This is a genomic window from Halopelagius longus, from assembly GCF_900100875.1.
GTDB classification, from domain to species: Archaea; Halobacteriota; Halobacteria; order Halobacteriales; family Haloferacaceae; genus Halopelagius; species Halopelagius longus.
Genome location: NZ_FNKQ01000002.1, coordinates 631,032 through 643,550 on the forward strand (window position 1 = coordinate 631,032; position 12,519 = coordinate 643,550).

Below are 12,519 nucleotides of genomic sequence, written 5' to 3' on the forward strand. Positions count from 1 at the left end.
CAGATTAATCAACAGTCAACGGTGACGGTAGCGCAGGCGCGGAGTTTCCCCGCGGCGACGCGCCGGGCGTCTCTCGGACTCGCCGGACTCCCGCGGCCGTCCGAAACTCGAACACGGGTCAGTCGCTCCGTTCGTCGGGGGAGTCCACCGCGGGGAGGGTAAAGGAGAACGTCGCCCCCTCGCCGGGTTCCGACTCGACCCATATCCGTCCGCCGTGACGCTCGACGATTCGCTGACAGAGCGCCAGCCCGATTCCGGTGCCGGGGTGTTCCTCGTGGCTGTGGAGCCGTTGGAACACCTCGAAGACGCGGTCCTGGCTGTCGGGGTCGATACCGATACCGTCGTCGTGGACAGAGACGAGGTGCTCTCGGCCGTCCCGTTCCGATTCGACGCGGATTCGCGGCGGTCCGTCCCCCGAGTACTCGATGGCGTTGCTCAGGAGGTTCTGGAACAACTGCCTGAGTTGGCTGGCGTCGCCCTCGACGACGGGGAGCGGTTCCGTCGTTATCTCGGCGTCGGTCTCCTCTATCTGCATCTGCAGGTTTTCGAACGTGTCCCCGAGAACCTCGTTCAGGTCGGTCGGTTCCAGCGGGTCGCCCTGCGTATCGACGCGGGAGTACTCCAACAGCCCGTCTATCATCTCGCGCATGCGGTCCGCGCCGTCGACGGCGAACTCGAGAAACTCCTCGCCGTCCTCGTCCAACTGGTCGCCGTACCGCCGTTCGATGAGCGAGAGGTAGCTCGACACCATCCGGAGCGGTTCTTGGAGGTCGTGAGAGGCGGCGTAGGCGAACTGCTCTAAGCGCTCGTTGGACTCTTCCAGTCTCCGCTGGTACTCCTTGCGCTCGGTGATGTCGTGACCGATGGTCATTCCGCCGAACACCTCGCCGTCGACGTCCGTAATCGGAACCACGTACACTATCCACTCTCGGCCGGCGTACTCGAACTCGATCTCCTGCGCCTCGCCGTCGAGCGCGGCCTGATACGCGGACTCGAGCGCGTCGGAGACGTTATCCGGCCACACGTCCCCGACCAACCGACCCTCCACGTCGGTCGGCGCGATGGGGAGTTCGTCGAACGCCCGCCCCGCGGCGAGCGAGTACCGGAGGTCGTCGTCGAACAGCGTGATGATGCCGTTCGGGATGTTCTCGGCGAGCGTTCGGTACTGCTGTTCGGACTCCCTGAGCCTGCGTTCACGCTTCCGACGCTCCGTCATGTCGCGGGCGACGGCGACCATGTACTCTCGGTCCAGTTCGACCCACGTCACGTTGACCTCCGCGGGGTACGTGGTCCCGTCCTTCCGGACGTGCACTCCCTCGGCGGTCACCGCACCCTCCTCTCTCACCTGTTCGACGTGAGCGTTCCAGTCTTCGATGTCGGCGAAGCGCCGTTCCATCTCCGGGACCGACAGGTCGAGCAGTTCGTCCCGGTCGTACCCGAGCTGGCGGCAGGCGGTTTCGTTGACGTCGACGAAGTCGGCCGTCTCCGGGTCGATGACGAGGACGCTGTCGGTGGTGTTGTCGAGGAGCGTCCGGAACAGTTCCAGTTCTTGTTCGCGCTCCTTTCGGTCGCTCACGTCGCGGAAGTAGACGGAGAGTCCAGTCTCGGAGGGGTACGCGCGCACCTCGAACCACGTATCGAGCGGTTCGGGGTAGTACTCCTCGAAGGAGACCGTCTCCTGTTCGTACATCGCTCGCTTGTACTCCTGTTCGAACGCCCGACTGAGCGCGGCCGAGAACACCTCCCAGATGTTCTCCCCGACCAACTCCCGGTTCTCCGGGTTGATGAGTTCGTGCGCGCGTTCGTTGAGGTAGGTGAAGTTCCACTCTTCGTCTAACGCGAAGAACGCGTCCGAGATGCGACCGTAAATCTCCTCCAGTTCCCGTCGGGTCTCTCGGTTCTCTATCGCCGTCGCGAGGACGTTCGCGACGCTCTGGACGAAGTTAGCGTCGTACTGCGTGAACTCCCGCTTCTCCGTCGTGTGCGTTCCCAGCACTCCCCACGGCTCCGCGACGGACCCGATGACGACGCTGATACCGCTGACGACGTCGTGGCTGGTGAGCAGTTCGGGTCCGGAGAACCGTTCCTCGGTGCGGAGGTCGTCGACGATAACCGGCCGTTCGGTGTCGAGTGTGTAGCCCGCCTGCGAGTCCGCGTCGGTCGGAACCGTCGCCGACCCGACGAGTCCCTCGCGCCACCCGACGCCCTGCCGGAGGAACACCTCGTCGCCGTCGGGGAGCAACTCGAGTACCTTCGCGTACTCGACGTCCAACGTCTCGGCGACGGCGACGACGGCGTCGCGCATCAGTTGGTCGAGGTCGTCCGTTTCGAGCGCTCGCTGGCCGAGTTCCGCAACGACCTCCTGCTGGCGGATGCGTGTCGCCGAATCGGCATCCGCGTCAGGAGACGAAGTCATTCATTCCATCTATCAGGGGACAGTGTATAAGGGCTTCTGCACGCGCGCCGCGCGGATTCGACGGCGCACCGCAGGATGCCGCGCTCGGGGCGCTCGTTCGGCCGAATCCGCCGGGACCGGACGGGACGGGAACTTCGCGAATTCTATATCCCTCGAACTCGTCGCACCGCCCGTGGAACCGGACGACAACCGTCGCGGGTGGGCCGAACGCTCCGGAGACTTCTCTCCGGAGTACTACGCGCAGATCGGACCGAACGAAGTCAGCGAGACGCTCCTCGCAGTATTCGAACACTACGTGGACGACGACGCCGACGTCCTCGAAGTCGGCTGCAGTTCCGGTCGCCACCTCGCGCACCTCCGAGAGAACGGGTACGAGAACCTGACCGGCATCGACATCAACGACGAATCGTTCGACGTGATGGCGGAGTACTTCCCGAAACTCGCCGAGACGGGGACGTTCTACACGGGCGCACTCGAGGACGTCCTCCCCGAGTTCGACGACGACGAGTTCGACGTCGTCTACTCGGTGGAGACGCTCCAACACGTCCACCCCGACGAGGAGTGGGTGTTCGAGGAACTCATCCGCGTCACCTCGGACCTGCTGATCACCGCCGAGAACGAGGGCAACAGCCCCCACCGCGGACGCGAGGGCGCGGAAGTGAGTTACGTCAACGACGAGTTTCCGCTGTTCCATCGAAACTGGAAACGCGTCTTCTCGGAGTTGGGACTGGCGCAGTTGCTGTCCGAACCGGGCAAGCGGGATACGGTTCGGGTGTTTCGGGTTCTGTGAGGGTCCGTTCGAGGCGGAGTGGATTTTAGTCGCCAGTCGTGTCGAAGCGGGGGTGTGTGATTGCGCAAATACGGTAATTGCCCCTCCAAAACACATAATGCCGCAGGCGGCGAAATAGTAAGTAGAATTTAAATTTCACATAGTGGATAGAACTATCTGCGAGTAGCGGTAACAAGGATAAGGACTCGCGATGGATTTGAAAGACCGCAACGTCACGTTCGAATCCGACCCGTATTGGCCAGAGAGATACGAAGACGAGCGCGAACGGCTGCTGGAAGTTGCGGGCGACCGACTTCTCGGTGTTTTCCACGTCGGAAGTACCGCAATCCGCGATCTGCCGGGGAAGCCAGCACTGGACATCGTCGCGGTGTACACCGACGAAGAATCCGTGCAGACGGCCGCAGAGAAACTCGACGAAAGGGAGGGGTACGAGCGGGAATCTGACTCCACAGTCGTCCGATGGGAGGACGAGTACGCAGTCTTCGTGAAACTGCACGCGCAAGACGACCAGCGGGTGCGTAACCAACTCGTGTTTCGGGAGTATCTCCGCGAGAACCCCGATGCGCGGAACGAATACGAGCGTATCAAACGGACGGCTCTGGAGGAACATCCGGAGGACTTAGAGACGTACACGAAAGCCAAATCGGAGGTGGTCGCTTCGATACTGGAACGAGCGCGTAAAGAGGGGTACGAGGAGCGCCTCCCAGGGTTCGTATGAACACTGCGAACGGGGAGGTAACTCGGGCAGAACACGAATACGCTCGACAGACGCGGCTCGTTTCGCTCGCCGGTAGTGTCGAGAGAGGTTGGTAGACTCGCCGGGAGTCCCGCGAGCGAGTGAAACGAGCGAGCGGGACGTCGGCGAGTCCACGAACGACTGACGGAGCGTAGCGACGGAAGGAAGTGAGTGGACTCGCCGGGATTTGAACCCGGGGCCTCTCCCATGCCAAGGGAGTGATCTACCACTGATCTACGAGCCCTCGAACGCACTCTCTGCTTTTCCGGTGTCGGTATTAAGGGCTTCGACTTTCGGAGCCGGCGGCGCGGGTCGCAACCCTTTTCCGCGGAGCGCGGGTGGACTCACACGGGAACAGCACGGCCGCAAATCTGACTCGCCGCGTTTCGCGGCTTGGGATTGCGGAAGTGTGGCGCTCGACCGGTCGCGGTCAGCTGCCAGTCGCGTATTTCTGCGGTCTGTGCCGTTCCAACCGAACAACAATGGCACGAATGCACACCCGCCGCCGTGGCTCGTCCAGCTCGGACAAGCCGGTGGCAGACGAACCCCCGGAGTGGAGCGACGTCGATGCGGACGACGTCGAAGCGCGCATCGTCGAACTCGCGGAACAGGGCTACGACCCCAGTCAGATCGGTCTGAAGCTCCGCGACGAAGGCGTCAAAGGCACTCCCGTCCCCAGCGTCAAGCTGGCGACCGGAAAGAAGGTCACCGAGATTCTCGAGGAGAACGACGCCGCGCCCGAGCTTCCGGAAGACCTCCGGAACCTGATGGAGCGCGCAATCGGTCTCCGACGACACATGGAGGAGAACCCCCAGGACATGCAGAACAAGCGGGCCCTCCAGAACACCGAGTCGAAGATTCGCCGCCTCGTCAACTACTACCGAGGCGACGAGCTCGACGAGGACTTCACCTACAGCTACGACGTCGCCGTCCGCCTCCTCGAAGACTAACGACCCACCTCGATACCGACTCCGATGTCCGCACGACCTGACCCGGCCGACGCCCCGGACGCCCCCGTAGAGAGCGTCGCCGCCGCGCTGAGAGACGCCCCGTTCGTCAGGGTCGTCTGTCGCGCCGACGGCGACGCGCTCGCGGCGGGCGGCCTCGTCGCCCGGACGCTCCGCCGCGCCGGCGTGCCGTTCCACGTGCGCGCCGTCGCGTTTCCCGAGGACGCGGTCACGTCCTCGGCGGACGACTCCGAGAGCGAACCGGCCGTCGGCGGGAGCGCCGACGACGCGCTCCTCTCGGTGGGGACGCGCGTCTCCGGTGCGGACGCGACCATCGCGCCCGGCGACGGGACGGCCAGTCTCCGCGCGCACGGCGTCGCCGAGGCGTTGACGCCCGAGGGGGAGGCGGGGCCGGACCCGCTTCTCGCCCTCGCGGGCGTCGTCGCCGCCGGCGAACACCCCGGCGCGGCGGACGGCGGCCTCCTCGCCGTCGCCGAACGGACCGGCGCGGTGGAGCGACGGCCCGGCATCGCCGCGCCCGTCGCCGACATCGCGGACGGACTCGCCCACGGCACGCTCGCGCACGCGAGTTTCTCGGGCGACAGGGAAGCGGCCACCGCGGCGCTCGCGGAACTCGACCTCCCCGCGGAACTCGACGCGGACGCGCACCGGACCGTGGCGTCCGTCCTCGCACTCGACGTCGCGGGCGACGACGCCGCGACGACGCGCGCGGCGGAGGCAGTCGAACGCGCCGTCCGCCCGTACGCGACGCCGAACGCGACGTTCGCGACGCTCGGCGGGTTCGCCGACGTCCTCGACGCGGCGGCCCGGGAACGACCCGGCACCGGCGTCGCACTCGCGTTGGGATACGACGCTCGCGTGCCGGCGCTCGAGGCGTGGCGCGACCACGCCGTCGCCGTCCACGCGGACGTCCGAGAGGCCCACACCGGACGCTACGAGGGCGTCTTCGTCGTCCGTGCGACCGACCGGACGGCCGACAGCGTCGGTCGCCTCGCGACCGTCGCGCGACTCGTCCGCGACTTCCGGTCGCCGGAACCGTTCGTCCTCGCCGTCGGCGACGGCCTCGCGGCCGCCGCGGCGGTCGAACGCGGGGCGGCCGACGCGATGTCCGCAGTCGCCGAGGAGTTCGGCGACGACACCGGCGCGTGGGACGGCGACGCGACGCGAGCGGTCGCGAGATTCGACGCGGACTCGGAGGAAGCGGAGGTAATCGCAGCGGTCAGGGAGGCGTCGACGTGACGCGCGAGAATCGAACCGTACACGACAGCGAAACGCCCGGGACCGTCGAGTCCCGGACGGCCCGCCTCCGGACGACGCACGAGGCCGCCGACGCGGTGGCCGAATCGCTCCGTCCGGACAACACCGACTCCATCCGGATGGTCGTCGAGGGCGAGACCCTCACGACGACCGTCGAACGGGAGACGACGGGCGGGTTGCAGTCCACGGTGGACGACGCCGTGGTCAACCTGACGGTGGCAGACGCCGTCATCGACACAGCACGCAACTACAAATCATGAGCGAACGATCAGTCTCGAAGCAGAAGCGCGGGAAGCGATGGTACACCCTCATCGCTCCGGAGCAGTTCGACCGGCAGGAAATCGGCTCCACGATGGCCGACGAGCCGGAGAAGGTGTACGGACGCACCGTCGAGGTCACCCTCGGCGAACTCACCGGAGACCAGGGTGCGAACAACACGAAGCTCACCTTCAAGGTGAACGACGTGTCCAGCGACGCGGCGTACACGGAGTTCGTCCAGCACGAACTCACGCGGGACTACCTCCGTAGTCTCGTCCGCCGCGGCGCGTCGAAAGTGTCGGCGAACATCACGATTCTGACGACGGACGACTACCGCGTCCAAGTCCAGCCCGTGGCGTTCACGACGAAGAAGGCCGACCGCTCCCAAGAGCAGGCCATCCGCCGGGTCATGATCGACCTCGTGGAGGAGTCCGCAGAGGAGCGTACCTTCGCGGAACTCGTCGACAGCATCGTCGAGGGCCGCCTCTCCTCGGCCATCTACGGCGAGGCCAAGACCATCTACCCGCTCCGCCGGGTCGAGGTCCAGAAGCTCTCCCTCGAAGCGCGTCCCGAAGAGGTCGCCGCCGAGGAGGAGGCCGCCGTGGACGTCGACGAGGAAGACATCGCCGTCGACGAAGCCTAACTCGGAAGCCTTCGTCGGTCGATTCGACCGACTCGCACTTTTTGACGCTCGATCGGAGACGGAGAGCGACGCGTCCGCTCTCGCCGCGACGACCGAAACGGGACGGCGCGACTACTCCTCGACGACGACGGTACCGATCATCCCCGACTGTTCGTGCGGGATGCAGACGTACTCGTAGGTACCGGGCACCTCGAAGGTGTGCGAGTACGAGCTACCGCTCTCGATGATGCCGTTGACGCCGTTTCTGAACTCCGTTCGCGCCGTCTGTTCGTTTTCGTAGTCGCCGCTTGCGAAGTACTCGGCCTCCTCGGGAATCGAGTCCTCGTAGGCGGTGACGGTGTGGCCCCGAGAGCTCGTGTTCCGCCAGACGACCTCCTCGCCGACGGACACCGTTATCTCCGCCGGGGTGAACGCGACGGCGGTCATCCCCACGTCGTAGTCGTCGGACCCGGAGTCCGACCCGGACCCGGAGACGCCCGAACACCCGGCGAGACCGCTGACTCCGACCGCACCGACGCCGACGAGAAATCTCCGGCGCGACAGACCGTTCATGTTCGTCCCTCGGGACGCGGGGGGTAAATGCGGCCCGGTTCGTGCGTCGAACGTCGGGTCGCAGTCGGGGACGGCGCGGCGAGCGGCGGACGCGGAGATGTAAAAGCTAAAAACCGCGGTCGCCGACGCCGAAGTATGATGCCTCGGTTCGTCGGCAAACTGGGACTCGCCGACGCAGTAACCGTCTCGAACGCCGGCCTCGGATTTCTGGCCACCGTGGCCGCGATGGTCGATATCTCCTTGGCCGCGCGACTCATCCTGTTGGCCGCCATCGCCGACGCCTTAGACGGCGTCATCGCCCGCCGCCGCGGCGGAACGGTCGTCGGCGAGTACCTCGACGCGTTGGCCGACGTGGCGTCGTTCGGCGTCGCGCCCGCGTTCCTCGTCGCCACCGTCGTCTTGGAGATGCGGTGGGCGGGCGACGTCGGACTCGCCGTCGGCCTCGCGGGGGCGGCGGGGTTCGTCGCCATGGCCGTCGTCAGACTCGGTCTCTACACCGCCTACGACAGTGACCTCGCGGAGACGAAGGGCGTCCAGACGACGCTGGCGGCGACGATTCTCTCGGCGGGCGTCCTCGCGGGCTTTGCGGAACCGGTCGTGCTCGTCCCCCTCGTCTACCTGCTCGCCGCCCTGATGGTGACGACGATAATCTACCCCGACCTGCACGCCCAAGACGCGATTATCATGGGCGTCGTGCAGGCGTTGGCGGTGCTTCTGACCGGCGAACCCGGGGAGGTGTTCGCGTTCGGACTGCTGTTCTTGGCGCTGGCGTACCTGTTCTTCGGGCCGGTGTTCTACTGGCGGCGCGACTGAGTCACATCCCCATGTCGGCGGCGGGGTCGGGGACGGGCAGGTCCGACGGCGAGACGCCGAGCAGTTCGGCGGCGTGGTCGAGTGCCATGTCGAACCCGTAGTAACGTTCGAGTTCGTCGCCGTCGGGCGTCGGGCGCACCTTCAGCATGGCGTAGCCTTCGATGTTCTGCGCCACCGCCGCCGTCCCGCGTTCGCCGACGAACTCCAAGACGCGTTCGGCGTCCGTCTCGTAGTAGCGGCCGGTGATACCGTTCGCCGTCGCCTCGCGTTCGCTCATGGGCGGGCGTAGGGAGGGCCGGTAATCGAAACTACCGGTTCGACCGCCGGTCGGTAGGGAACGAAACTGACGTGTGCTCGGTGACCCACGGTCCGCCCATGTGGTTCCAGAGCGGTCGTCGCCGCGACCTCTGCGCTATCCTCTACGACGCGGGCGAACTCCGCGGACAGCAGTTGAAGCGACGGGTCGAGGCGCACTACGACACCCGACTCGACCCCCAATCGTTCTACGGGACGCTCGACGCCCTCGTCTCGAAGGGCCACCTCTCTCGTCGGACGGAGGACATCCACGAGGTGTACGGCCTCACCGAACGCGGCGAGGAAGGCGTCGAGTCGTACTACGAGTGGCTGACAGAACGGGTCGAGGCGGGTCGGACGGCGCAAGCGGACGAGTCGGACGGGTCCGAGAGGTCGGACGAGGGTGAGGAGTCGGACGAGGCGGGCGAGGAGGCGCGCCCGACGGAGTAATCACCGCTCGCTTCGCACCCTGTCGCCGATGGTGTTGCGGAGCACCTCGCTGGTCCCCTCGTAAATCTCGTTCAGTTTCGCGTCGCGGTAGTAGCGTTCGACGGGGAAGTCCGTCGTGTAGCCGTACCCGCCGTGGATCTGAATCGCCTCGTTGGCCACCTCCCGACTCACCTCGCTCGCGTACAGTTTCGCCTGTGCGGCCTCCTTGACGTACGACTCGCCGCGCATCTTCAGGTCGGCGGCCCTGTGCATCAGCAGTTTCGCCGCCTGCACCTTCGTGTCCATGTCGGCGAGTTTGTGCTTCACCGCCTGTATCTCGCCGATGGGTTCGCCGAACTGCTCTCTGTCCTCGGCGTACGCGGCGGCGTCGTCGAGTGCCGCCCGCGCGATGCCGACGCTCCGCGCGGCGATGGTGATTCGGCCGCCGTTGAGCGTCTTCAACGCCTGCAGGAACCCCTCGCCCTCCTCGCCGAGGCGGCGGTCCGCGGGAATTGCCATCTCGTCGAACCGCAGTTCTGCGGTCGGACACCCCTTGTCGCCGAGTTTGTGCTCCGTCCCCTCGACGACGAAGCCGTCGTCCTCCTCGGGGCGGACGACGAACGAGGAGATGCCCTTCCGCCCGGCGTCGGGGTTCGTCTTCGCGAAGACGACGACGGTGTCCGCCTCCGACCCGTTGGAGGTCCACAGTTTCCCGCCGTCGAGGACGTACTCGTCTCCCTCTCTGGTCGCCATCGTGTCCATCGCCGGCACGTCGCTCCCCGCCTGCGGTTCCGAGAGGGCGAACGCGCCGAGGTCCTCGCCCGCGTTCAGCGGCGTCAGAAACCGCTCTCTCTGGTCGTCGTCGCCGAACTCGTACAGCATGTTCCCGGCGAGGGAGGTGTGGGCGGCGACGATGGTGCCGAGTCCGCCGCTCCCGCGGCTTATCTCTTCGAGGCCGATGGCGTAGGAGTGGTAGTCGAGTCCCGCGCCGCCGTACTCCTCCGGGAACGGCATCCCCATCAGGTCGAGGTCGGCCATCTCCGAAATCAGGTCGGCGGGGTACTCGTCCGTCTCGTCTATCTCGGCGGCCCGCGGCCGAACCTCCCTGTCGACGAACTCCGAGACCACGTCTCGTATCTGTCGCTGTTCGGGGGAGAGCGCGAAGTCCATGCGCATATCTCTCATGGTCGACACTTCAGGTTTCGCCTCGCTCTCGCTCGCTCCGACCGTGCCCACGAACTTTTTATGTCTCACGTCATAGATTGACCTACTTCGAATGTCTCAGCAGGATGACCGCCCCCACGTCGACCGGTCCGACCTCGAGTGGTGCCACGAGTCGGTTCAAGGGGTCTCTCGCACCTTCGCGCTGACGGTGGACGTTCTCGACGAGCCGATGTCTTCGTACATCTGTATCGGGTATCTCCTCTGCCGCGTCGCGGACACGGTAGAGGACGCATCGGACGTGCCACCGGACGCGCAGGCGGATATCCTGCGGGCGTACGACGCGGCGTTGGACCCCGACGACGAGGCGGGCGTCGAGGCGTTCACGGACGCCGTCGAACCGTACCTCCCGCCCGACGAGGAGATGAACGAGGACTGGCGAGTCGTCGCGGAGGCCCCCCGAGTCGTCCGCACGTTCGAGGCGCTTCCGGCGGACGTCCGCGATGCGGTTCGACCCCCGGTCCGAGAACTCGTTCAGGGGATGGTGATGTTCGTCGAACGCTACGCCGACGAGGGCGGCCTGCGAATCAAGTCCGCCGAGGAACTGGAGGAGTACTGTTACTACGCCGCCGGCACCGTCGGCAACCTCATCACCAACCTCGTCACGCGCCACGACCTGACCGCAGAGCGCCGGTCGCGCCTGTACGACACCGCCGAGGAGTTCGGTCTCCTCCTGCAGCTGGTGAACATCTCCAAGGACGTCCACGACGACTACACCGCCGAGAACAACGTCTACCTCCCCGAGGAGTGGTTGGCCGAGGAGGGCGTCTCCCAAGAGGAGATACTCGCCGAAGAGAACGAGAGCGCCGTCTCCTCGGTGGTCCGCCGGACAGCCGAACACGCCGCGTCGTTCCTCGACGACGCGCAGACGTACTTGGAGACGGTTCCGCTCCGAAACGGTAACACGCTGGCCGCGTGGGCGATTCCGTTCCTGCTTTCGGTCGGGACGCTCCGCGAACTGCTCGCGAACCCGGAGGACGCCGTCTCCGCGAAGGGCGTGAAGGTGTCCCGAAAGGAGGTGTTCGCCGTCGTCGCCGCGATGACCGGCGGCCCCGTCGAACGCGACGCCCTCGCCGACCTGCGGACGGAAATCTTCTCCCGCCCGTACCACCGGACGGCGTCCACCGCCGACTGACGCTCGACGCCCCGGAGGAACGGCGGCCGCGGGCCGCCGACCCGAATCTGCGCTCCGCGTTCGGAGCGAGGCGTCCCCTCGTCGCCTCGTTGCGGGGGAAACTTGGGAGGATTTTTAGTAGTCGAACAGCAACCTCCGTCCATGGGTACCGAAGAAACACACGACGACCACGGCCACCACTTACCGGCCGTCGAGGACTGGCCTCGCGGCTTCGGAGAGGCCAGTTGGTGGCCCTTCGTCACCGCGGTGGGCGGCGCAGGCATCTACGTGGCCGCCGCACTCTACATCCTCGGGCGCGGCGAGAACGCAATCGTCGGCCCCGTAGTGGGTCCGGCGGTGTTCGTCGGCAGCGTCGCGCTGTTCCTCGCGGGGATATACGGGTGGCTCTACCACGCGTTCGTGAGCCACTTCTGGTCGCGTACCGCCAGCGAGAAAGGCGAGAGCAAACTGAGGTGGGGCATGCTTGCCTTCCTCGGGTCCGAACTCGGCACGTTCGGCGCGCTGTTCGGATACTACTTCTACATCCGGGCCGGCGCGTGGCCCCCGCAGGAGCTACCGCACCTCCTCGGGTCGCTCGTCCTCGTGAACACGGCGCTCCTCATCGCCTCGTCGCTCACGCTCCACTGGGCGCACGTCGGCATCCGCCAGAACAACCGCAAGAAGTTCGTCGGCGGACTCGCCGTCACCCTGCTTCTCGGCCTCATCTTCATCGGCGGGCAGGTGTACGAGTACTACGAGTTCATCGTCCACTCGGACTTCTCGCTCACCACCGGCATCTTCGGCACCGCGTTCTACGGCCTCACGGGCCTCCACGGCCTCCACGTGAGTCTGGGGGCGGTCATCCTCGGCATCGTCTTCGTCCGCGCGCTGATGGGTCAGTACTCCGCCGAACGGCACGTCTCCGTCAGCACGGCGTCGATGTACTGGCACTTCGTGGACGTCGTCTGGATCTTCCTCGTCGTCGTCCTGTACGCCGGCGCGGAGATCGGAGCCTGACGCTCCGACGT

Annotated in this window: 14 protein-coding genes and 1 tRNA gene; 10 read left to right on the forward strand and 5 right to left on the reverse strand. The window is 66.1% G+C overall.

Annotated features, from left to right (window positions below; all coding sequences use genetic code 11):
* Positions 1–118: 118 nt before the first annotated feature.
* Positions 119–2,416, reverse strand: coding sequence for a PAS domain S-box protein (locus BLS11_RS08965; protein ID WP_092536205.1), 2,298 nt, complete (start codon positions 2,414–2,416; stop codon positions 119–121).
* 172 nt (positions 2,417–2,588) lie between these two features.
* Between BLS11_RS08965 and BLS11_RS08970 the strand changes: the two genes are divergently transcribed.
* Positions 2,589–3,206, forward strand: coding sequence for a class I SAM-dependent methyltransferase (locus tag BLS11_RS08970; protein WP_092536208.1), 618 nt, complete (start codon positions 2,589–2,591; stop codon positions 3,204–3,206).
* Positions 3,207–3,396: 190 nt separating this feature from the next.
* Positions 3,397–3,924, forward strand: coding sequence for a GrpB family protein (locus BLS11_RS08975; protein ID WP_092536210.1), 528 nt, complete (start codon positions 3,397–3,399; stop codon positions 3,922–3,924).
* A 190-nt stretch (positions 3,925–4,114) separates the two neighbouring features.
* Here BLS11_RS08975 and BLS11_RS08980 read toward each other — a convergent pair.
* Positions 4,115–4,186, reverse strand: a tRNA-Ala gene (locus BLS11_RS08980).
* A 238-nt stretch (positions 4,187–4,424) separates the two neighbouring features.
* Here BLS11_RS08980 and BLS11_RS08985 point away from each other — a divergent pair.
* Genes BLS11_RS08985 through BLS11_RS09000 form a run of 4 tightly spaced genes read left to right on the forward strand, consistent with a single transcriptional unit; the run spans position 4,425 to position 7,068 of the window.
* Positions 4,425–4,892, forward strand: coding sequence for a 30S ribosomal protein S15 (locus tag BLS11_RS08985; protein ID WP_092536213.1), 468 nt, complete (start codon positions 4,425–4,427; stop codon positions 4,890–4,892).
* A 24-nt stretch (positions 4,893–4,916) separates the two neighbouring features.
* Positions 4,917–6,149, forward strand: coding sequence for a hypothetical protein (locus BLS11_RS08990; RefSeq protein WP_092536216.1), 1,233 nt, complete (start codon positions 4,917–4,919; stop codon positions 6,147–6,149).
* The gene (locus BLS11_RS08995; RefSeq protein ID WP_092536219.1) at positions 6,146–6,427 is read left to right on the forward strand and encodes a KEOPS complex subunit Pcc1; all 282 of its coding nucleotides are present in this window, start codon (positions 6,146–6,148) and stop codon (positions 6,425–6,427) included. Before BLS11_RS08990 ends, BLS11_RS08995 begins: the two co-directional genes overlap by 4 nt.
* Positions 6,424–7,068: a 30S ribosomal protein S3ae gene (locus BLS11_RS09000; protein ID WP_092536222.1), complete on the forward strand. Its 645-nt coding sequence runs from the start codon at positions 6,424–6,426 to the stop codon at positions 7,066–7,068. The genes BLS11_RS08995 and BLS11_RS09000 overlap by 4 nt, the downstream gene beginning before the upstream one ends.
* 111 nt (positions 7,069–7,179) lie before the next feature.
* Here the strand turns inward: BLS11_RS09000 and BLS11_RS09005 are convergent, their stop codons facing one another.
* On the reverse strand, positions 7,180–7,620 hold the full coding sequence (locus BLS11_RS09005; RefSeq protein WP_092536225.1) for a cupredoxin domain-containing protein: 441 nt from the start codon (positions 7,618–7,620) through the stop codon (positions 7,180–7,182).
* A gap of 135 nt (positions 7,621–7,755) precedes the next feature.
* Here BLS11_RS09005 and BLS11_RS09010 point away from each other — a divergent pair, with 135 nt between their 5' ends.
* Positions 7,756–8,433 carry a protein sorting system archaetidylserine synthase gene (locus BLS11_RS09010; protein WP_092536228.1) on the forward strand — a complete coding sequence of 226 codons (678 nt, stop codon included), beginning with the start codon at positions 7,756–7,758 and terminating at the stop codon, positions 8,431–8,433.
* A gap of 1 nt (position 8,434) precedes the next feature.
* Here the strand turns inward: BLS11_RS09010 and BLS11_RS09015 are convergent, their stop codons facing one another.
* A complete protein-coding gene (locus tag BLS11_RS09015) occupies positions 8,435–8,710 on the reverse strand; it encodes a DUF7111 family protein (RefSeq protein WP_092536230.1) in 276 nt (91 codons plus the stop codon).
* 98 nt (positions 8,711–8,808) lie between these two features.
* On the opposite strand from BLS11_RS09015, the gene BLS11_RS09020 reads away from it, so the two are divergent.
* Positions 8,809–9,177, forward strand: a complete 369-nt coding sequence (locus BLS11_RS09020) for a DNA-binding protein (RefSeq protein ID WP_092536233.1) — start codon at positions 8,809–8,811, stop codon at positions 9,175–9,177.
* On the opposite strand, the gene BLS11_RS09025 is transcribed toward BLS11_RS09020, so the two are convergent.
* Entirely contained in the window at positions 9,178–10,326 is a 1,149-nt protein-coding gene (locus tag BLS11_RS09025) for an acyl-CoA dehydrogenase family protein (RefSeq protein ID WP_092537228.1), read from the reverse strand.
* Between the two features lie 106 nt (positions 10,327–10,432).
* Here BLS11_RS09025 and BLS11_RS09030 point away from each other — a divergent pair, with 106 nt between their 5' ends.
* On the forward strand, positions 10,433–11,512 hold the full coding sequence (locus tag BLS11_RS09030; protein ID WP_092536235.1) for a phytoene/squalene synthase family protein: 1,080 nt from the start codon (positions 10,433–10,435) through the stop codon (positions 11,510–11,512).
* Between the two features lie 141 nt (positions 11,513–11,653).
* Positions 11,654–12,508 carry a cytochrome c oxidase subunit 3 gene (locus BLS11_RS09035; RefSeq protein WP_092536238.1) on the forward strand — a complete coding sequence of 285 codons (855 nt, stop codon included), beginning with the start codon at positions 11,654–11,656 and terminating at the stop codon, positions 12,506–12,508.
* Positions 12,509–12,519: the final 11 nt, after the last annotated feature.